We start from the raw sequence: 19,658 nt of genomic DNA, 5'->3' as shown, positions 1-19,658 counted from the left end.
CCCCGCCTCCGGCAACACAGTCCTACCCGGTGAAGCCCGCGAAGCAACTGCCGGGGTCCGGGGGGAGGCTCTCCTCCCGGCGGGTCCAGGGCGGAGCCCTGGCGTGTTAGGGGGCGTTACCGAGCGGCGTCGTGGTCGGCGGCGTCCACCCCGTCCAGGGTGAACATCACGGGGGTGCAGGTTCCTTTGCGGATGATCATCAGGCGTGCGGGGAAGGTTGCGCCGGGGCGGATGCGGTACTTGTCCAGGTAGCGCCTGGTGGGGCGCTCCCCTCCGGAAAGGGTGAATTCATGGGCCTTGGCAGGCTGGTAGAGGGGGTTGTCCACGCGTTTGGCGGGCTCGAAGCTGAACAGGACGCGGTAGCGTTGCGGGAGGGCGGGTGCGCCCTTCTCGGCGGGCACAGGGACGGCTTCCAGGATGCGGGCGATGCCGGGGAATTGGTCGTAGTCGCAGGGTCCACCGACCATCTGGGCGGCGCGAAGGGGCTTGAGGAAGGCGAAGAGCAGGAGCGCCAGCAGGATGGAGAGCGCCAGCAGGAGGACGTAGAGCTTGTGCATGCGGAGTCCGTAATCAGCCCAGGGTGAGGCGCAGGTAGAGGTCGCCCTTCCAGGGGCCGAGGCGTCGTCCGAGGCCCTTGAGGCGGATGGGCTGGCCCAGGGTGTAGTCCTTGGGCAGGGTGAACTCCACGGTGCGGCTTTCGCCGGAAAGGCCCTGGGAGACGCCCACGCGCAGCTTCGCGCCGGGGAGGATGGAGGTGGGCGGCACCTGGACGGTCTGTTCGTCGTCGAGCTGCTTGAGGAGCATGCCCTTGAGCCCGTTCATGAGGCCTCCGGAGAGGTCCATGCGCAGGCGGGACTTCCCGGCGCGGATGTCCAGGGTGCGGCTGGCGTTGTCCTGGGCCTGGGTCTGGCCTTGGGCTGCCCCCGGCTTGTGGAGCTCGCGGTAGATGTCCTCGAAGACCTGGCGGGCGAAGGGGTCCTTGAGCAGGTCGGTGAGCACGTCTTCGCGGCGGAAGTAGTAGTTGGTCCTGGTGTCGCCTTGGTCGTCGGCCTTGGTGTAGGCCTGTTTGGAATAGGCGGCCTTGGCCTTGCGTTTGGCGTTTGGGTCGGTTTTCGGCTGTTCCTTGTCCCGGTCGGGTCGCCTGGCTGCCTTTGGCGGGCCTTCGGCCATCACCTGTTTGAGCAGGAGGTAGGCCTCGTTGAGGTGCTGGAATTTGCGCTTGGCCAGGGGGTCGCCTGGGTGGAGGTCCGGGTGGTAGCGGAAGGCGAGCTGCCGGTAGCTCTTTTTGAGCTCCTCCGGCCCGGCGTCGGGGGCGAGGCCGAGGATCTTGTGGGCCTCGGCGACGTTCACGGCTTGGCGATCCCGTCCAGGCGCAGGGCGCTTGGCGCGTCGGGGTCACCGCAGCCGCCCACGCCTTGTTCGCGGAGGGCGTCCAGGCCCTGGCGCACAAATTCCTCGTGTGGGAGCGAAGGGTTGATGCCCGCGCAGTATTCCAGGCAGAGTTCCCAGCTCGATTCGTCCAGGAGGTTGCCCCGGAAATAGGGCCAGGCCCGGCAGATGTCGGGGCGGGAGGGGTGCACGCCGCAGCCGTCCTGGAAGAAGATGCAGAAGCCGTCTTCGCGCACGCCCAGAAGGACGCGTTCTCCCTTGCGCACGGTGTGGTCGGCCAGGAAGCGGTCGAGGGGGACGTCCAGGTGGAGGGCCAGGCGTTGCTGGTCCTTGCCGGTGAGCACGATGCCGCCGGCGCCCTTGCAGCAGTGGCCGCAGCGGCGGCAGTCGAAGGCCTGGTTGTTGGCTTTCATGTCAGGCGTCGGGGAAGATGCGGCGGTGGTCCACCATGAGGCAGCTGTCCTCAATGACCATCACGGGGCTTTGGGCCAGGATGGAGCGGGCCTCGAAGCTGAAGATGCCCAGCTGCATCCAGAAGATTCTGGGGAGCGCGGGCAGGGCCAGGGTCTCCCGGGCGTGGGCCGGGCAGTGCTCTGCGGCGCGGAAGAGGTTGACGATGTCCACGGGGCCGGGCACGTCGGCCAGGGTGGGGCAGGCCTGGATGCCCCAGACGGTCTTGCGCACGGGGTGCACGGGGTAGACCGTGAAGCCCTTTTCGATCAGGTAGCGTCCCACGCGGTCCACGGGGCTGCCCGGCTTGTCCTTGGCCCCGACAACGGCCACGGAGCGGCAACCGGCGAGGGCTTCGCGCATATCGGCTTCGTTCAACAGCATCTGAGCCGCCTTTTGGATTCCTGGATTCCGGGCGACGGCCCGGCATCGGGCTTTCTAACGCCAAACTCCGGCGGCCTCAAGAGGTATGTCCGGTGAGACGCGTTCCCGCCAGGATCAGGGCGATACCGGCCCACTGCAAGCCTTGGATGGTCTCGCCCAGGAAGAGCCAGCCCATGAGCAGGGTGAAGGCCGGGATGAGGTTCACGGCAGCAGCGGCGCGGGAGGCCGGGAGGCGCGAGAGGGCGAAGTTGTAGCAGCCGTAAGCGGCCACGCTCACGAAGAGACCCAGGTAGCCCACCGCAGCCAGCCCCTGCCAGCTGAGCGCGGCGGGCCAGGGGGAGAACCAGAGCGCGGGCAGGAAGAACGCCGTGCCCGTGGCGGCCTGGAAGGCCGTGAGGAAGGCCGGGGAGAAATGCGGGGCCAGGCGTTTGACCAAGAGAGTGTACACCGTGGCGCAGCCCATGGCGGCCATCTCCAGGAGGTTGCCCAGCAGGGGGTCGGGCGAGTATGCGTCTTCGGGCGCGAAGGCGGAGAGCATGCCCGCCCCGGCCACGCCCAGGGCCAGGCCGGCCCAGCCGCGCGCGGAGGTGCGCTCGCCCAGGAAGAGCCCCGCCGCGCAGACCACCATCACCGGCAGCATGGCCGTGATGACCCCGGCCTGGGAAGCCTGGGTGAGGGTGAGCGCCTTGGCTTCGAAGACGAAATAGAAGCAGGGTTCGGCCAGGGCCATGAGCAGAAGCCACGGCAGGTGCGCGCGCACCAGGGGCCAGGGCGGCATGCGGCGCAGGAGCGGGGTGAAAGCCAGGGTGGCAAGCGACATCCTGCCCAGGACGATCAGCCATGGATCGAGGTGTTGGACGGCGGCCTTCATGGCCACGAAGGACCCGCCCCAGAGCAGCATGGCCGCCAGAAGCGCCGCGAGCGCGGCGGCATGAAACGGAGTCTTGGACATGTTCGAAGCCTTGGAAATCCTTCCGGCGGGTGAGATGGCCCGGCGTCACGCGGCGTGCAGGGCGCACCTGGCGCGGCTCGCCCCCGAGGCGGGCGGTCTGGTGGTCTTTTCCCGGCTGGCCATCTACTATCTGACGGGAACCTTTGGCAACGGCCTGCTGTGGCTGCCCCTGGAGGGCGAGCCGGTGCTCATGGTGCGCAAGGGCATCGAGCGCGCGCGGCTGGAATCGCCCTTGCGGACGGTGGTCCCCTTCCGCTCCTACGGCGACGTGGCCGGGCTGTGCGCCGAGGCCGGCTCGCCCCTTTCGCCCGTGGCTGCGGCCGAGATGGCCGCGCTGCCCTGGAACCTGGCGACGCTCTTCACCTCCCGGGTGAAGGACGTGCGCTTCGTTGCGGGCGACATGGCGCTGGCCAAGGCCCAGGCCGTGAAGAGCCCGTGGGAGCTTTCCAAGATGCGCCTGTGCGGCGAGCGCCACAACCGGGCCATGACGGAACTGCTGCCGGGCCGCCTGCGCCCTGGCATGAGCGAACGGGAGGTTTCCCACCTGGTGTGGGAGGCCTTCTTCGAACTGGGGCATTCTGGCATGGTGCGCATGGGCGCGCCCGGGGAGGAGATTTTCCTGGGCCACGTGTCGGCGGGCGATTCGGGCAACTATCCCAGCGTGTTCAACGGGCCGCTGGGGCTTCGCGGCGAGCATCCGGCCGTGCCCTTCATGGGCTACGCGGGCAAGGTGTGGAAGAAGGGCGAGCCCCTCTCCGTGGACTGCGGCTTCGCCCTGGAGGGCTACGTCACGGACAAGACCCAGGTCTACTGGGGCGGTCCCGAAGCCTCGATCCCCGACGCGGTAAAGAGCGCCCACTCCTTCTGCATGGACGTGCAGGCCTGGACGGCCGAAAACCTCAAGCCCGGGGCGATCCCCTCGCAGATCTGGGAGCACTGCCGGGCCTGGGCGGAGCGCGTCGGCTTCGCCGAGGGGTTCATGGGCCTTGGCGGCAACAAGGTGCCCTTCCTGGGCCACGGCATCGGCCTGGTGGTGGACGCCTGGCCGGTATTCGCCAAGGGCTTCGACGAGCCCTTCGAGGAGGGCATGGTCATGGCCGTGGAGCCCAAGATGGGCGTGCCGGGCGTGGGCATGGTGGGCGTGGAGAACACCTTCGAGGTGACGGCCACGGGCTCGACATGCGTCACGGGCAACGCCTTCGGGATGATCGCCGTGGAGTAGGGCCGACGCGACCGGGCGTCGGCCCGGCCGCGTCAGCCACGTTCGTCCAGGGCGTCCATGAGGCTGATGGTCAGGCGCAGGAAATCGGCCTCGGTGATGATGCCCACCAGTTTGCCGTCTTCGAGCACGGGCAGGCAGCCGTACTTGTGCTCCAGGAGCATCTGCGCGGCGTCGCGCAGGAGGGTGTCCGGCGCGACGGTGGCCACGTCCTGGCGCATGGTCTCCTTGAGGGGAATGCCTGCGTCGAGTTCGTCCTGGGTGGACTGGTCGATCTCCGAGAGCTTGGAGACGGCCAGGGCCAGCATGTCGCGGTGGGTGATGAGCCCGATGAAGCGGTCCTGGGCGTCCACGATGGGGACATGGCGCACGCGGGCCATCTCCATGATCTGCCGGGCGGTGTAGAGCGTGTCGGATTCGAGCAGGGTGAACACCTGGGTGGTCATGAGGTCTTGCACGGTGAGCATGGAGGTTCTCCTGGTTCGGGTCTTTGCCCCAGTAAAGCATTAACAGCGGGGAAGGGGGCTGTAAAGACGGCCCGGGCGTCTGGCGTCCCGGCGCAAAGTGGGGTAATGCCCCTGGCCGTCGCAGTGGAGAAGCCGTGGACATCGACCCGAGACGAAGCCGCGAGCGCATGGTGCGCGAACAGATCATCGCCCGTGGGGTTAGCTCCCCGGCGGTGCTGGCGGCCGTGCGCAAGACGCCCCGCCACCTCTTCGTGGAAGAGGCCCTCAAGCCCCAGGCCTACGAGGACCATCCCCTGCCCATCGGATACGGCCAGACCATCTCCCAGCCCTATGTGGTGGCCTGGATGACGGAACTGCTGGACGTGGCCCCGGGCATGAAGGTGCTGGAAATCGGCACGGGCTCGGGCTACCAGACGGCCGTGCTGGCCGAGATGGGCGCGCAGGTGTACAGCGTGGAGCGCGTGCCGGAACTCCACAAACTGGCGGGAAACCGTCTTGCGGCCATGGGTTTGGGGAGCGTGCGCCTCAAGCTCGACGACGGGACCATGGGCTGGCCGGAACACGCGCCCTTCGAGCGCATCCTGGTCACGGCCGGTGGCCCCAAGGTGCCCCAGTCCTACCTGGAGCAGTTGGCCGACCCGGGGCTTCTGGTGATGCCCGTGGGCGCGGAACGGCGCAGCCAGACGCTGGTGATGGTGAAGAAACAGGACGGCAGGATCGGCCGCAAGGCCCTGGGCCAGGTGACGTTCGTGGACCTGGTGGGGAAGCACGGCTGGTAGAGCGCCGGAAAGGATGGCAAGGATATGAAGATCAAGAAGAAGGGTGAGGAGAGCCAGAGCGCCTGCGGCAGCTGCTCCAAGGCTTCGGCCTGCTCCTCCAAGGGCAGCCCCTCGGGCTGCGCCGACGAGAAGACCGCGCGCCAGAACGCGCGCATCAGCACGGCGCTTTCGCGCATCACCTACAAGCTCTTCGTCATGAGCGGCAAGGGCGGAGTGGGCAAGAGTTCCGTGGCCGTGAACCTGGCCGCCGCCCTGGCCGCCATGGGCAACAAGGTGGGCATCCTGGACGTGGACCTGCACGGCCCCAGCGTGCCGCGCATGCTGGGCCTCTCGGGCAACCTGGAGGCCAGCGCCATGGGCGAGGTTTCGCCCAAGGCCTACGGAGAGAATCTCTTCGTGGTGTCCATGGAGTCGCTGCTCAAGGACCCGGACCAGGCCGTGCTCTGGCGCGGCCCCATGAAAACCTCGGCCATCCGCCAGTTCATCTCCGACGTGCAGTGGGGCGACCTGGACTACCTGGTCATCGACTCGCCCCCGGGCACCGGCGACGAACACATGACCGTGCTGCGAACCATCCCCGACGCCCTGTGCGTGGTGGTCACCACGCCCCAGGAGGTCTCCCTGGCCGACGTGCGCAAGGCCATCAACTTCCTGCAGTACGCCAAGGCCAACATCCTGGGCATGGTGGAGAACATGAGCGGGCTCATCTGCCCGCACTGCTCCAAGGAGATCGCCCTGTTCAAGAAGGGCGGCGGCGAGGAACTGGCGAAGAAATACGGCATCGAATTCCTTGGCGCGGTGCCCCTGGACCCGGTCACGGTGGTCGCCGGGGACGTGGGCAGGCCGGTGGTGCTCATGGACGAGCCCTCGCCGGTGAAGGAGGCCCTGAAGTCCCTGGCCGCCAACATCGACCGCGCGGCCAAGTCCAGCATCGAGGCCCACGCCACCCTGAGGAGTTGACGCGCCTCGAAGCGGCGCGGAAGGAGGACGCCTTGGAAGGCCTGAACCTGCCCAACATCCTGAGCCTGGCGCGCATCGCCGTCGCGCCCGTGCTGGTGGCGATGCTCTATTTCCCCGGCGAGGGCATGTGCGTGGCCGCCACGATCGTGTTCATACTGGCCTCCGTGACAGACGTGGTGGACGGGATCATCGCGCGGCGCATGGGGCTGGTGACCAACCTGGGCAAGTTCCTGGACCCGCTGGCGGACAAGCTGCTCATCTGCTCGGTGCTCATCATGCTGGTGCGCCTGGACTGGGTGGAGGCCTGGGCCGCCGCAGCCATCATCGGGCGCGAAATGGCCGTGACGGGCCTGCGCGCCGTGGCCTCGGACGCGGGCGTGGTGATCGCGGCAGACCGTTTCGGCAAGCTCAAGACCATCATCCAGACGTTCGCCCTGTGCCCGCTCATCCTGCACTACCCGACGTGGGGACTCGACCCGCAGCCGTTGGGGCTGGTGTTGTTCTATGTGGCGTTGGGCCTGACCATCGGGTCGGGGGCCAATTACATGTATACGTTTTTCAGGTCCTGGCCCCCGGCCAGGACCTGAGGCTGCAGACAAAGCCGGCTTTGCGGCTTTGCCTGCAGCCCTGCGCGGAGCGCAGCGCGGAGCAGGGCGGCTTTGCCGCCAGCGGGAAGAAATGCGCCCGTCAGGGATTGCAAAGCCGCGCGGCACGACGTATCGTCGAACAGCACCCGTTCCGTACGGGTCCATCCATCGATCCATGCAGGCGTTTCATGCGATACAGAAAGCCTTCCGTTCTTTCGGCACGCATCATCAACTGCCTCCAGACCATTCTGGAACTGGAACCCATGTTGCGTTCCATCGATTCAGGGCAGCTCCTTCTTTCGGAATTCAAAACGCTCAAGGCGTTTCTCAAGGAAATGGACGCCATAGCTCTTGACGAGGACGATGTTGAGCGGATAGAGACCGCCACGGAACGATTCCTCCAGGAACTCCGGATTCCCGTGGCCCGTTCCCGCGACGACACACCAAAAAACATGACGCTCCAATAGGCCTACTTCATGCGGCGATTGCTCCTGGCACTCATCCTGACTTGCAACGCCATTCTGCTTTACAATCTCATCTGGAGCGACAAGGGCGTTTTCGCCTACCTAGACCTCAAGAACCACCAGAAACAGCTCAAGGTACGGCTTGAGAGTCTGGCCGGCCGTTCGCTGGACCTGAGCCAGGAGATCCGCTGGCTCAAGTCCGACCGCGCCTTCACGGAAAAAATGGCCCGGGCGCACGGCAACTACCTGAGAGACAACGAGATCATCTATCTGTTCCCAGGGCGATCCCCTGAAGGAAGTGTGGGCGATGACATCAAAAATTGATTTCTATCGCGAGGTTCTCTCCGACGACCCCAACTCCCGGGTCTTCTTCCCCCTGGCCAAGATGCTCGCGGAGCAGGGCGGGGCCGAAGAGGCCGTGGAGGTGCTGCGCGCCTCCATCCCCCTGCACCCGGGGCACCTGGAGGCCAAATTCCTCCTGGTGGAGCTGTGCTCCCGCCTGGGCCGGGCCGACGAGGCCTCGGCCGCCTTCGAGGGACTCTCGTCGCTGCTCGCCGACTACCCCTCGGTGTGGACCCACTGGGCCTCCAAGGCCACCGGCCTCTCCAGAGACTCCGCCCTGGCGCTGCGCTTTCTGGCCATGGCCCTGGCCGGGCGCGACGTCTCCTGGCTGGAGGTGATGGAAAAAGGCCTGGGCTTCCCGGCCTCCGCCTCGGCCCCTGCGGCTCCTGAAGCCGCTTCGGCAGCGGCCCCGGCCGACGAGGAGCCCGCCGCCGTCCCTGCCGGCGACTTCAGCCTGCGCGGCGCGGGCGAGGTGATGGCCCTCACGCAACACTTGGAGGCGCCCGGGAGGAACACCCCTCCCCAGCCCGAATGCGTCCAGGCCGCGTCGGCAAGCGTCAAGACCCGCACCATGGCCGAGTTGCTGGCCAGCCACGGCGACTACGCCTCTGCCCTCGAAATCTACGGCGAGCTGTGCCGCCTGGCCTCCACCAGCCAGGACCGCGCCATCCTCGAAGCCCGCATGGGCGAGTTGAAGGCCCTGATGGCCTCCGGCGGCGCAGCGACCAAACCCCAGGCCGCCGCTCCGGCAAAAGCCAAAGTCAAACTCGTGAGCATGCTCGAAGCCCTGGCCAACCGCCTGGACGCGCGCGCCACCGCCTGAGCCGCTTGAAATCCCCCGTGGCAGGGAGTACACCTTCCCGTCGCGGGGGCGCCCCGCCATTCATCCGTCAACAAGGAACGCCCACATGTCCAAGCGCGTCTTCCTGGCCCTGCTGGCCTGCGCACTGTTCGCCCTGCCGGGGTGCGACACGGTCAAGCCCTACGTGAAAAGCACCAAACGCTTCTACAAAGACTGGATCAACACCGATCCCTCCATCGATCTCCAGGATCCGGGCATCTCGAACCCGTCCGTGCGCAAGCTGGCCAGCCTCTTCACCCCTGTGGACGAACGCATGGAGTTCCTGGTGCGTTCGCTCTCCGCCCAGGACCTGCCCCCCAACGAGGAGTGGTGCCAGGGGCTGATGGAAGCCTTCCCCTGGCTCTCGGGCGTGGCCGTGCTTACGGATTCCGGCTCAGTGGCCCTCAAGCTGCCCGGCTTTTCCATGAAGCCCGTGGACTTCTCCCCCCTGATGGATCTCGGCAACCGCTACAAGGAACGCAAGATGGCCGCCTACGTGGCCGCTTCCGAGCTGGGGGCCGAGGTCATGATCGCCAAGCCCCTCTACATCGACAGCGAATTCAAGGGCGTGCTCGTGGCCCACTTCGACATGGGCGCGCTGACCAAATTCTCCCCGGAATCGGGACAACTCATGGTGCTCACCCCCGGTTCGGTACTCTGGGCCGGCGACGACTCGGCAGCGGCCGAGACCCTGGCCAAGCTCAACTGGAAGAACCTGCTCAAGAGCGAGGTCACCGGCGAGTACAAGATCGGGGGAACGTCCTATCTCTGGCAGGCACGGTTCCTGGCCCAGGAGCGCCTGGTCTACGCCGTGGCCGCCGCCAAGCCCGAGCCCAGGCAGGCCAAACCGGAACCCCAGCCAGCGCCCAAGGCCGAAACGCCCGCCGGGGCCAATCCCTCGCCCGCAACCCAGGAATAAGGAGCCAGCGCCATGCGTCAGGTCACGGTCACGGAACACCTTCTCCTGCACCAGAAGGAATCGCCCATGGCCACGGGGCGGTTCACGTCGCTGCTCAACGAACTGATCCTCTCGGCCAAGATCATCTCCCGCGAGGTGAACAAGGCCGGTCTCGTGGACGTGCTGGGCCTCACGGGCGAGATCAACGTCCAGGGCGAGGCCGTGCGCAAGCTCGACGAGTACGCCAACTCCGTGCTCATCCACCGCATGCAGCGCGCGGGCGTGCTCTGCGCCATCGGCAGCGAGGAGAACGCCGACCTGGTGGAGATTCCCGATCATCTGCCCAAGGGCGACTACATCCTCATCTTCGACCCCCTGGACGGGTCCACCAACATCGACGCCAACGTCAACGTGGGCACCATCTTCTCCATCCTCAAACGCAAGGAGAAGAGCGAGTGCTCCGCCAGGCTCTGTGAGGTGCTCCAGAAGGGAGCCGAACAGGTGGCGGCGGGCTATTTCCTCTACGGCACCTCCACCATGATGGTCTACACCACCGGGCGCGGCGTGCACGGCTTCACCCTGGACCCCAGCGTCGGCGAGTTTCTGCTCTCGCACCCGGACATCAAGACCCCCGAGAAGGGCAAGGTCTACTCCGTCAACGAGGGCTACTGGCACTACTGGGACGAAGCCACCCGCGAAGTGGTGGACTACTTCAAGAACCCGGCCCTCAACGGCAGGGGCAAGCCCTACTCCCAGCGCTACATCGGCTCCCTGGTGGCGGACTTTCACCGCAACCTGCTCTACGGCGGCATCTTCCTCTACCCCGCCGACATGCAGGACCCCAAGAAGCCCAAGGGCAAGCTGCGCCTGATGTGCGAGGCCAGCCCCCTGGCCTTCATCTGCCGCCAGGCGGGTGGCGCGTCCTCCGACGGCCTGCGCGACATCCTCGATATCGAACCCTCCGAACTCCACGAGCGCGTGCCGCTGTTCATCGGCAGCAAGAAGGACGTGGCGATGGTGGAGGAGATCTACCGCAAGCACAAGCGATGATCTGCCTGGGGCTGGAGACTTCCTGCGACGAGACCGCCCTGGCCCTGGTGTCGGGCGGCCGTCTCATGGGGCAGGCCCTCTCCAGCCAGGAGGAGCTTCACGCCGTGTTCGGCGGCGTGGTTCCGGAACTGGCCTCGCGCGAACACCAGCGCAAGGCCGCGCCGCTCTTTCGGCTGCTGCTGCAACGCACGGGAACTGACCCGAAACGCATCGGGGCCGTGGCCGTGGCGCGCGGCCCCGGGCTGCTTGGCAGCCTCCTGGTGGGCGTCAACCTTGCCAAAGGGCTGGCCCTTGGCCTGGGCGTGCCCCTGATCGGCGTGAACCATCTGCACGCGCACCTCACGGCCGTCGGACTCGAGCGCGAACTGGAATTTCCCGCGCTGGGCCTGCTCATCTCCGGCGGGCACACCCACCTCTACCGCATGGAGTCGCCCACGGACTTCACCCTTCTGGGACGCACCCTGGACGACGCCGCAGGCGAAGCCCTGGACAAGTCGGCCAAAATGGTCAACCTGCCCTATCCGGGCGGCAAGCACATCGACCTGCTGGGCAGGGGGGTGGAGCCCGAGCGCGATCTTTTTCCCCGGGGCAACGTGAACAACCCCGGGCTCGACTTCAGCTTCAGCGGCCTCAAAAGCTGCGTGGCGCGGCACGTGGCGGCCCACCCGGAACTTCGCCTGGGGAGCCTGCCGGAAGGCCCCCTGGAGAACGCCCCCGAGGGGTTGCGCAGCTTCTGCGCCAGCGTGAACTGGGCCGTGGCCGACACCCTGCGCATCAAATCCGGCCGGGCCATGGACGCCCACCCCGACGCCCGCCGCCTGGTGGTGGCCGGAGGCGTTGCCGCCAATTCCATGATCCGCGCCCACCTGGAATCCGCCTGCGCCGAGCGCGGCGTGGAGGCCGTGTTCCCCTCGCCGGAGCTCTGCACCGACAACGCGGCCATGGTCGCCTGGCTGGGCGAGCGTCTCGCCCAGGCGGGCCTGCGCCACGGGCTGGACCTCGAGGCCATTCCCCGGGGTCGCCCCGTGCCGCTCGACTATTCACGCTGATTTGTGTAGGCGGGAAGTTGTATGAAATCCCCCCGGAACTGCCTCGTACACGGCGAAGAAGGCCAATTCCGTCTGGACGGCCTCTCGGGACAGCTGGTCAAGATCGGGCTGGCCCTTTCCAGCACACGGGAACTGGGCGAGCTTCTGGAACTGGTGCTTTTCGAGGCGCGCAAGATGACAGGGGCCGACGCGGGCTCGGTCTATCTGCTGGAAGGCAACGTCCTGCGCTTCGAAACCAGCCACAACCAGACCCTGTTCGATCGCCTGGGGGAACCGAACGTCCGGGCCATGTTCAAGCGCTTCGAGCTGCCCCTGGACAGCCGCTCCATCGCGGGCCACGTGGCCATGAGCAAGGAGATCCTGAACATCCCCGACGTGAACCGCATCCCGGAAGACGCGCCCTACAGCTTCAACGCCAACTGGGACAAGGCCAACGACTACCGCTCCATGTCCATGCTGGTCGCCCCCATGGTGGACCAGGCGGGCAGGGTGGTGGGGGTGATCCAGCTCATCAACGCCATGTGCGGGGAGGACGTGGTGCCCTTCGACCCCAGCTACAGCCCCGTGGTGGCGGCCTTCGCCTCCCAGGCGGCCGTGGCCATCGTCAACGCCAAGCTCACCAGCGATCTCCAGGACGCCTGGCTCGACAGCATCTTCCGCCTGGGCGTGGCGGCGGAATTCCGCGACAAGGAGACCTCCAACCACATCAAGCGCGTCAGCGAGTATTCCGTGCTCCTGGGCAGGCACATGGGCATGGAGGGCGAAGAACTCGAGCACCTGCGCTGGGCCGCAGCCATGCACGATTGCGGAAAGCTCGGCATCCCGGACTCCATACTGCACAAGCCCGGACAGCTCACGCCCGAGGAGCGCTCCACCATGGAGTACCACACGCTCATCGGCGCGCTGATCCTCAAGGGTGGCTCCAATCCCCTGCTCAAGGCCTCGCAGGTGGTGGCCCTGACCCACCACGAAAAATGGGACGGCTCCGGTTATCCCAGGCGGCTGGCGGGAGAAGACATCCCGCTGGCGGGGCGCATCGTGGCCGTGGCGGACGTCTTCGACGCGCTCAGTTCGCGGCGGGTCTACAAGCCCGCCTTCCCCATGGAGAAGGTGGTGGACATCCTGGCCCAGGAGTCGGGCCGACACTTCGATCCCAAGCTTGTGGGCGTGCTCTTCGAGCATCTTGACGCCATGGATTCCATCCGCCACACCTACCTGGACACCGACGCCGATTTCGAAAAATTCAGGAATTATTCACTTCTCAAAATCGAGGACGTTCTGTAAGAACCAAGCAGTCCGGGCGTTCGCGCCCTGGATCGCTGCATCACGCGGAGCGGGTCCTCGCCCCGCAGCCAAGCCACCAAAGGAGATTACCAGATGGCCATCCAAGTCACCGACGCGAATTTCGAAGAAGAAATCCTCAAGTGCCAGCTCCCCGTGCTGGTGGATTTCTGGGCCCCCTGGTGCGGTCCGTGCCGGGCCATGGGTCCGGTGATCGATGAACTGGCCAACGAGTTCACCGGCCAGGTGAAAGTGGCCAAGATGAACGTGGACGAAAACCCCTCCACGCCCAGCAAGTACGGCATCCGCGCCATCCCCACCCTGATCCTGTTCAAGGCCGGGGAAGTGGTCGAGCAGATCACCGGGGCAGTCTCCAAATCCTCCATCAAGGACATGATCAGCCAGAAGGCTCTGTAATCCATGAAGTCTTTCGACGCCGTGGTCATCGGGGGAGGGCCGTCGGGCATGACGGCCGCCCTCTACCTGGCACGCTCCGAGCTTACCGTAGCCCTCGTGGAGAAGCTCTCCCCGGGCGGCCAGGTGCTCATGACCCACTTCATCGAGAACTATCCCGGCTTCCCAGAGGGTATCGAAGGGTGGAAGCTGGCGGACATCTTCGCCAAGCATCTGGAGGCCTATCCCGCCATCGCCCGCCTGGGCGACGAGGTTCGCGCCATCGAGCCCAGGGAGGGCGCTCACCGCATCCAGGTGGGCGACGAATGGATCGAGGCCCGCGCCGTCATCATCGCCACGGGAGCGCGCTACAAGCAGGCGGGCATCCCCGGCGAACGGGAGCTTCTGGGCAAGGGCGTCTCCTACTGCGCCCTGTGCGACGGCAATTTCTTCAGGGGCCAGGACGTGGCGGTGATCGGAGGCGGCAACTCCGCCCTCGAAGAGTCGCTCTACCTGGCCAGGATCGTGGGCAAGGTCCACCTCATCCACCGGCGCGACGACTTCCGCGCCACCCGCTGCTACCAGGAGCGTTGCGAGATCAATCCGTCCATCCACCTCCTGCGTTCCACGGTGGTGGAGGAGATCCTCGGGACCGACAAGGTCGAAGGGGTGCTCACGCGCGATCTCAAAACCGGCGAGGCCCAACGCCTGGACGTGCAGGGCGTGTTCGTCTTCGTGGGCTACGAGCCCCAGGGAGGATTCTTCCCCACGGACATGGAACTCGACGACATGGGCTTCATCATCACGGACCAGAACTATCGCACCAGCATCCCGGGCATCTATGCCGCCGGGGACGTGCGTTCCAAGAACGTGCGCCAGGTCGCCACGGCAGTGGGCGACGGGGCCGGAGCGGCCAGCACGGTCATCACCTATTTGGAGACATTGGGCCACTAGCAAACAGGCTCACACACCCATGACCAGATCCCATTTCCTGCGCGCCGGATGCCTGGCGCTCGTGCTGTTCGGTCTTTCCGGCTGCGGCTTCATCGACTATTTCTTCCTCCCCCCCCCCGAGGACACCGCCCAGGAACTCTGGGAGGCGGGCCGCGAGGCCATGCGGGAGAAGCGCTACACCCAGGCGCAGGAATTCTTCCTGAAGCTCAAGGACCGCTACCCCTTCAGCCCCTACACCCCCGACGGCCTCATCGGCCTGGGCGACGCCTACTTCATGGACGAAAAGTTCGTGCAGGCCACCGACGCCTACAAGGAATTCGAGGCCCTGCACCCGCGCCACGAGCAGATCCCCTACGTGCTCTACCAGATCGGCGTGTCCACCTACCGCAGGCTCGAATCCATCGACCTGCCCCAGGACGGACTCGGCGAGGCCATCCAGTACTTCACCATCCTTCGAGACGCCTACCCCAACACCGAATGGGGCAAGGACGCCCAGGAATGGATCGTGAAGTGCCGCACGCGCATGGCCTCCCACGAGATCTTCGTGGCCGACTTCTACTGGAACTCGGGCCGCTACGGTGCCGCCTGGCGACGCTACATGTTCGTGGCCGAAAACTTCAAGGACCTGCCGGAAATCTTCAAATATTCCAAGGAAAGAGCCCAGCTTTCCTACCTGGAATACCAGAAGACGCTCACCGAATCCGAGCGCAGGGAAGTGGAAGGCAGCTGGCGCAACTTCATGAAATGGCTTTAACGGAATGGGCGGCCTGAGGGCCGCCTTTCCGCTTGTTTCCCGCCCGGACGCAGCCCGTCCGGGCGGTCCTTTTCCGGCGGCCCGCCCGGGCGCGGCCACCAAGGGAGTCAGGCCCCGCCATGACCGAGGACGACACCCCGACGATCCCCGTCCCCCCGTCCTTTGAGGCCCGTCGCGTGCCCGACGCCCGCTTCGCCAGGGCCTACGCCCGCACCGGCGACCGGGGCAGGGCGCTCATCAAATCGGCCATCGCCGTCCTCTACGAAGCCCGCGAATCCACGCGCGCGGTGCGCGCCGAACGCACGACGCATCACCCCGCCGGACGGCGCACCGAGCGCACGGCCCCCAGGCCCTGGTTCCTGCTGGCCCTGGAGCCCCTGGCGCGCTCCCCCGTCCAGCTCACGGCCGCCGTGGTCCCTGCTGTCGCGGCCCGAGCGAAACTGGTCCTGGCGGCACGCCCGGCGGGGAAGGGCGGCTGGCCGGACCCCCAGCTTGCGGCCCTGGAACTCTGCGGCGTGGAGCATGTGTTTTCGCCCTCGCCCAAGGCCCTGCGCCAGGGCATCGAGGAGCTGGCCGCCGCCTGCGGGCCGGGACTTGTGGCCTGCCTGGGCGGAAGGGCCTTCCGCGACCGCCTCCTGGCGGGCCTGGACGACCGGTGCGATGCCATCTGGCTCCCCGCGCCGACACGGGCCGCCCTCCACGCGGGCTCAGCCTGGGACCGCGATGCCCTCGGCTTCGCCCACCCGGGCATGGAACTCGTTGAGTACGCCAACCCTTCCGATTCCGATGTGTCCGGTCTGCGCGCCGCCTTCGCGCCTGGTTCGCTCGCCCCGGCCGGGGCCTCGCTGGTGCTGGAGCCGGGGCGAGAGGCCCTGTGGGACTGGCCTCAACTCGAAAGCGGCCTTTTCTTCACCCGAACCCTGGTCTACGGTTGAACCCATGGCGACACCCTCCCACGGCTCCCGGAAAGGCATCGAGGCCCTTCGCAACATCGGCATCATCGCCCACATCGACGCGGGCAAGACCACGCTCACCGAGCGCATCCTTTTCTACGCGGGCAAGATCCACCGCATGGGCGAAGTGCACGAAGGCACCGCCACCATGGACTACCTCCCCGAGGAGCAGGAGCGCGGCATCACCATCACCTCGGCCTGCACCACCTGCTTCTGGGACGGCCGCCAGGTGAACATCATCGACACCCCCGGGCATGTGGACTTCACCATCGAGGTGGAGCGCTCCCTGCGCGTGCTCGACGGCGCCGTGGGCGTGTTCTGCGCCGTGGCCGGCGTGGAGCCCCAGTCCGAGACGGTGTGGCGCCAGTCCGAGCACTACCGGGTGCCCAAGCTGGCCTTCGTGAACAAGATGGACCGCCCGGGCGCGGACTTCGAGGCCGTGCTGGACTCCATGCGCCGCCGTCTGGGGGCCAACCCGCTGCCCGTGCAGTTCCCCCTGGGGGCGGGCGCGGACTTCTCCGGGGTGGCCGACCTGATCACCTGGGAGAAAATCACCTTTCCCGACGGCTCGCCCAGCCGCGAACCGCTCTCCGGGGCCGAGGCCGCCCTGGCGGAACCCTGGCGCGTGAAGCTCCTGGAGACCCTGGCCGAGCACGACGACGCCCTCATGGAGGCTTACCTGGGCGGCGAAGACATTCCGGCGGCCAACCTGCGCGCCGTTCTGCGCCGCGCCTGCGTGGCGCGCGCCGTCACGCCCGTGCTGACGGGGTCGGCCCTGCGCAACGTGGGGGTGCAGCCCGTGCTGGACGCCGTGCTGGACTATCTGCCGAGCCCCCTGGACATCGCGCCGCAGGTGGGCGTCCACACGCACACCGGAAAGCCCGTGGAGCTGCCGCCCGACCCCAAGGCCCCCCTGGCCGCCCTGGTGTTCAAGGTGATCATGGAGGCCGGGCGCAAGCTGGCCCTGGCGCGGGTCTATTCGGGAACCCTGGCCGAGGGGGCCGACGCCCTCAACGCCACGCAGGGCAAGGTGGAACGCCTGGGCAGGCTCTTCCACCTCCACGCCAGCCAGAAGGAGCCCCTGGCCAAGGCCGGTCCGGGCGAGATCGTGGCCCTGGCGGGCATGAAGCTGCCGCGCACAGGAGACACCCTCTGCGACAAGGCGCACCCTGTGCTCCTGGAGAGCATCTCCCAGTACCGACCCGTGATCTCCATGGCCCTGGAGCCGCGCAACACCGAGGAGCTGGACCGCCTCAAGGAGGCCGTGCAGCGCGTGCTCCTGGAAGATCCAACCCTCACCCTGATCCACGACGAGGAGACCGGCCAGCTGATCCTCTCGGGCATGGGCGAATTGCACCTGGACGTGGTGCTGGAGCGCATCCGGCGCGAACACGGGCTTTCCCCCCGCGCGGGCAAGCCCCAGGTGGTCTGCCAGGAGACCGTCACGCGCGAGGCTCGCGGCGAGGCCGAATTCCATCGCGAGCTGGGCGGGCAGAAGCACTACGGGCAGGTGACGCTCAGCGTGGCCCCCCTGGCGCGCGAGAAGGGCCGGGAGATCCACGTGCCCCTGGACCCCAAGGCCTGGCCCAAGGCCTGGCTGGACGCCGTGGCCGAAGGTCTGGAAGACGGGCTCAACGCCGGAGCGCTCCAGGGCTTCCCGGTGCTGGACGTGTCGGTGCGCGTGGAGTCCCTGGGGCGTCTGGAGGGCGAGTCCTCGGCCGTGGGCTACCGCATGGCGGCCTCCCAGGCCCTTAAGATCGCTCTGAACGCCGCCGGTCCCGCACTCCTGGAGCCCATCATGGAGTTGGAGATCGCCGTGCCCGACGACTTCGTGGGCGACGTGATCGGCCTTCTGGGTTCCAAGGGGGCCAAGATCGAGAACCTTTACGACCGGGGCGGCCAGAAGGTGGTGCAGGCGCTCACGCCCATGCGCCGCCTCTTCGGCTTCTCCACCGAGCTGCGCTCGGCCACCCAGGGCCGGGCGGGCATGGTGCTGCGCTTCTCCCGGTTCGACCTGCTGGAGTAGCCCGTGCGCATCCTGGGAGGAACCTTCAAGGGCCGCGACCTGCCCACTCTGGAGGGCGACGGCTGCCGCCCGGCCATGGCCAAGGTCCGCGAGGCCCTCTTCAACATGCTCGCCGCGCGCGGAGTGGAACTGGACGGCGCGCGCGTGCTGGACGTGTTCGCGGGCACGGGCGCCCTGGGCTTCGAGTCCCTGAGCAGGGGCGCGGCCCACGTGCGCTTCGTGGAGGCCAACAAGACCCTGGCCCGGCGCATCGCAGAGAACGCCCGGCGGCTCGGCCTGGAACCTCGACGCTTCAACGCCGATCCGGCGGACGCGCTGGCCCTGTTGCGCAAACCTCCCCATGCGGCGTACGATCTCGTATTCGTGGACCCCCCCTACGGCCGCGACCTGCTGGACCCGGCCCTGGCTCTGCTGGAGGCGCGCGGCTGGCTCGCTCCGGAGACCGTGATCGCCGTGGAGGTGGAAAAGACCCTCACCCCAACCCCGCCCGCGTCCTGGACCCAGGAAACGGACAGGCTCTACGGACAGACCAGGATTCTCTTATGGACCCGAAACGAAACCACACCACCGCCGTCTACCCCGGAACCTTCGACCCCCTGACCATGGGGCACCGCTCCCTGGTGCGCCGCGCCCTCAAGGTCTTCGACCGCATCATCGTGGCCGTGGCCCGCCAGACCCCCAAGCAGACCCTCTTCACCCTGGACGAGCGCGTGGAGATGATCCAGGAGGTCTTCGCCCAGGAGGAGCGCATCAGCGTGGAGCCCTTCCACGGCCTGCTGGTGGACTACGTCCACTCCGCCGGAGCCAGCGTGATCCTGCGCGGCATGCGCGCCGTCTCCGACTTCGACCACGAGTTCCAGATGGCCCTGATGAACCGCCGCATGGACAAGGACATCGAGAGCATCTTCCTCATGACCGACTTCAAGTGGCTCTACATCAGCTCCACCATCGTCAAGGAGGTGGCCAAGGCCGGAGGCGACTACGAGGGCCTGGTGCCCGAACCTGTCATGCGCAGGCTGCGCGAGCGCTTCGGGCCTGGCTCTCCCCGCAGGAAGCACGGATGAGACCATCCCCGGCCAGGGTTCTGTGCGTGCTGGGGGCCACGGGCACGGGCAAGACCGACGCGGCCCTGGCCCTGGCCGAGGCCCTTGGCGGGGCGGTGGTCAACGTGGACTCGCGCCAGGTCTACCGGGGCGTGCCCGTCACCACGGCCCAGCCCACCCCGGCCGAGATGGCGCGCTGCCCCCATCATCTCTACGGTTTCCTGCCCCTGGATGCGTCCGTCTCCGCCGGGGCCTACGCCCAGCAGGCCGCCGAGGCCGTGCGTCTGGTCCTGGCGCAGGGCCTCGTGCCCATCCTCACGGGCGGGACCGGCCTCTATTTTCAAGCATTGCTTGAAGGTTTGGCCCCCATCCCGGACGTGCCAGAGGCCGTGCGCTCCTCCGTCCAGGAGCGCTGGGACCGCG

25 protein-coding genes are annotated in these 19,658 nt (G+C 67.2%); 19 read left to right on the top strand and 6 right to left on the bottom strand.

Annotation, left to right across the window (positions count from 1 at the left end; translation table 11 throughout):
* Positions 1-116: 116 nt before the first annotated feature.
* The 5 genes from ACV4UX_RS10910 to ACV4UX_RS10890 all read right to left on the bottom strand — a co-directional run bounded on the left by ACV4UX_RS10910 (position 117) and on the right by ACV4UX_RS10890 (position 3,175).
* Positions 117-557, bottom strand: a complete 441-nt coding sequence (locus ACV4UX_RS10910) for a hypothetical protein (RefSeq protein WP_491593314.1) — start codon at positions 555-557, stop codon at positions 117-119.
* A gap of 13 nt (positions 558-570) precedes the next feature.
* Complete coding sequence (locus ACV4UX_RS10905) at positions 571-1,350, bottom strand: J domain-containing protein (RefSeq protein WP_491593313.1); 780 nt, start codon at positions 1,348-1,350, stop codon at positions 571-573.
* Positions 1,347-1,802 carry a YkgJ family cysteine cluster protein gene (locus tag ACV4UX_RS10900; RefSeq protein ID WP_491593312.1) on the bottom strand — a complete coding sequence of 152 codons (456 nt, stop codon included), beginning with the start codon at positions 1,800-1,802 and terminating at the stop codon, positions 1,347-1,349. The genes ACV4UX_RS10905 and ACV4UX_RS10900 overlap by 4 nt, the downstream gene beginning before the upstream one ends.
* Before the next feature lies 1 nt (position 1,803).
* Positions 1,804-2,223 (bottom strand): CoA-binding protein, encoded by a 420-nt coding sequence (locus ACV4UX_RS10895; RefSeq protein ID WP_491593311.1) that lies wholly within the window; start codon positions 2,221-2,223, stop codon positions 1,804-1,806.
* Between the two features lie 76 nt (positions 2,224-2,299).
* A complete protein-coding gene (locus ACV4UX_RS10890) occupies positions 2,300-3,175 on the bottom strand; it encodes a DMT family transporter (RefSeq protein WP_491593310.1) in 876 nt (291 codons plus the stop codon).
* Between ACV4UX_RS10890 and ACV4UX_RS10885 the strand changes: the two genes are divergently transcribed.
* Positions 3,174-4,397: a M24 family metallopeptidase gene (locus tag ACV4UX_RS10885; protein ID WP_491593309.1), complete on the top strand. Its 1,224-nt coding sequence runs from the start codon at positions 3,174-3,176 to the stop codon at positions 4,395-4,397. The genes ACV4UX_RS10890 and ACV4UX_RS10885 overlap by 2 nt on opposite strands.
* Before the next feature lie 32 nt (positions 4,398-4,429).
* Here the strand turns inward: ACV4UX_RS10885 and ACV4UX_RS10880 are convergent, their stop codons facing one another.
* Positions 4,430-4,861 (bottom strand): CBS domain-containing protein, encoded by a 432-nt coding sequence (locus tag ACV4UX_RS10880; protein WP_491593308.1) that lies wholly within the window; start codon positions 4,859-4,861, stop codon positions 4,430-4,432.
* Between the two features lie 134 nt (positions 4,862-4,995).
* Here ACV4UX_RS10880 and ACV4UX_RS10875 point away from each other — a divergent pair, with 134 nt between their 5' ends.
* From ACV4UX_RS10875 to ACV4UX_RS10790, 18 genes are all read left to right on the top strand, one after another.
* Entirely contained in the window at positions 4,996-5,640 is a 645-nt protein-coding gene (locus ACV4UX_RS10875; RefSeq protein WP_491593307.1) for a protein-L-isoaspartate(D-aspartate) O-methyltransferase, read from the top strand.
* 24 nt (positions 5,641-5,664) lie between these two features.
* A complete protein-coding gene (locus ACV4UX_RS10870; RefSeq protein WP_491593306.1) occupies positions 5,665-6,600 on the top strand; it encodes a P-loop NTPase in 936 nt (311 codons plus the stop codon).
* Positions 6,601-6,632: 32 nt separating this feature from the next.
* Positions 6,633-7,187, top strand: a complete 555-nt coding sequence (gene pgsA, locus ACV4UX_RS10865) for a CDP-diacylglycerol--glycerol-3-phosphate 3-phosphatidyltransferase (protein ID WP_491593305.1) — start codon at positions 6,633-6,635, stop codon at positions 7,185-7,187.
* A gap of 20 nt (positions 7,188-7,207) precedes the next feature.
* Positions 7,208-7,654: a hypothetical protein gene (locus ACV4UX_RS10860; protein WP_491593304.1), complete on the top strand. Its 447-nt coding sequence runs from the start codon at positions 7,208-7,210 to the stop codon at positions 7,652-7,654.
* 9 nt (positions 7,655-7,663) lie between these two features.
* The gene (locus ACV4UX_RS10855) at positions 7,664-7,975 is read left to right on the top strand and encodes an FtsB family cell division protein (protein WP_173084804.1); all 312 of its coding nucleotides are present in this window, start codon (positions 7,664-7,666) and stop codon (positions 7,973-7,975) included.
* A complete protein-coding gene (locus tag ACV4UX_RS10850; RefSeq protein WP_491593303.1) occupies positions 7,959-8,816 on the top strand; it encodes a tetratricopeptide repeat protein in 858 nt (285 codons plus the stop codon). Before ACV4UX_RS10855 ends, ACV4UX_RS10850 begins: the two co-directional genes overlap by 17 nt.
* Before the next feature lie 85 nt (positions 8,817-8,901).
* Positions 8,902-9,753 (top strand): hypothetical protein, encoded by an 852-nt coding sequence (locus tag ACV4UX_RS10845; RefSeq protein ID WP_491593302.1) that lies wholly within the window; start codon positions 8,902-8,904, stop codon positions 9,751-9,753.
* A gap of 12 nt (positions 9,754-9,765) precedes the next feature.
* Positions 9,766-10,782 carry a class 1 fructose-bisphosphatase gene (gene fbp / locus ACV4UX_RS10840; RefSeq protein WP_491593301.1) on the top strand — a complete coding sequence of 339 codons (1,017 nt, stop codon included), beginning with the start codon at positions 9,766-9,768 and terminating at the stop codon, positions 10,780-10,782.
* Complete coding sequence (gene tsaD, locus ACV4UX_RS10835) at positions 10,779-11,831, top strand: tRNA (adenosine(37)-N6)-threonylcarbamoyltransferase complex transferase subunit TsaD (protein WP_491593300.1); 1,053 nt, start codon at positions 10,779-10,781, stop codon at positions 11,829-11,831. Before fbp ends, tsaD begins: the two co-directional genes overlap by 4 nt.
* 21 nt (positions 11,832-11,852) lie before the next feature.
* Positions 11,853-13,115: an HD domain-containing phosphohydrolase gene (locus ACV4UX_RS10830; RefSeq protein WP_491593299.1), complete on the top strand. Its 1,263-nt coding sequence runs from the start codon at positions 11,853-11,855 to the stop codon at positions 13,113-13,115.
* A 93-nt stretch (positions 13,116-13,208) separates the two neighbouring features.
* Positions 13,209-13,529 carry a thioredoxin gene (gene trxA / locus ACV4UX_RS10825; RefSeq protein WP_173084792.1) on the top strand — a complete coding sequence of 107 codons (321 nt, stop codon included), beginning with the start codon at positions 13,209-13,211 and terminating at the stop codon, positions 13,527-13,529.
* A 3-nt stretch (positions 13,530-13,532) separates the two neighbouring features.
* Complete coding sequence (gene trxB / locus ACV4UX_RS10820; RefSeq protein WP_491593298.1) at positions 13,533-14,459, top strand: thioredoxin-disulfide reductase; 927 nt, start codon at positions 13,533-13,535, stop codon at positions 14,457-14,459.
* Positions 14,460-14,478: 19 nt separating this feature from the next.
* A complete protein-coding gene (locus tag ACV4UX_RS10815; RefSeq protein ID WP_491593297.1) occupies positions 14,479-15,213 on the top strand; it encodes an outer membrane protein assembly factor BamD in 735 nt (244 codons plus the stop codon).
* 119 nt (positions 15,214-15,332) lie between these two features.
* Positions 15,333-16,148, top strand: coding sequence for a hypothetical protein (locus tag ACV4UX_RS10810; protein ID WP_491593296.1), 816 nt, complete (start codon positions 15,333-15,335; stop codon positions 16,146-16,148).
* Between the two features lie 4 nt (positions 16,149-16,152).
* A complete protein-coding gene (gene fusA / locus ACV4UX_RS10805; RefSeq protein WP_491593295.1) occupies positions 16,153-18,192 on the top strand; it encodes an elongation factor G in 2,040 nt (679 codons plus the stop codon).
* Positions 18,193-18,195: 3 nt separating this feature from the next.
* Positions 18,196-18,792, top strand: coding sequence for a 16S rRNA (guanine(966)-N(2))-methyltransferase RsmD (gene rsmD / locus ACV4UX_RS10800; protein WP_491593294.1), 597 nt, complete (start codon positions 18,196-18,198; stop codon positions 18,790-18,792).
* Positions 18,735-19,256, top strand: coding sequence for a pantetheine-phosphate adenylyltransferase (gene coaD / locus ACV4UX_RS10795; protein WP_491593293.1), 522 nt, complete (start codon positions 18,735-18,737; stop codon positions 19,254-19,256). The genes rsmD and coaD overlap by 58 nt, the downstream gene beginning before the upstream one ends.
* A partial coding sequence (locus tag ACV4UX_RS10790) for an isopentenyl transferase family protein (protein WP_491593292.1) occupies positions 19,253-19,658 on the top strand: 406 nt, incomplete at its 3' end. The genes coaD and ACV4UX_RS10790, both read left to right, overlap by 4 nt.

The sequence above is a fragment of the Fundidesulfovibrio sp. genome, from assembly GCF_058402725.1.
Note: the sequence above shows the minus strand (reverse complement) of the source record. Positions and strands in the feature narration are given on the sequence as shown.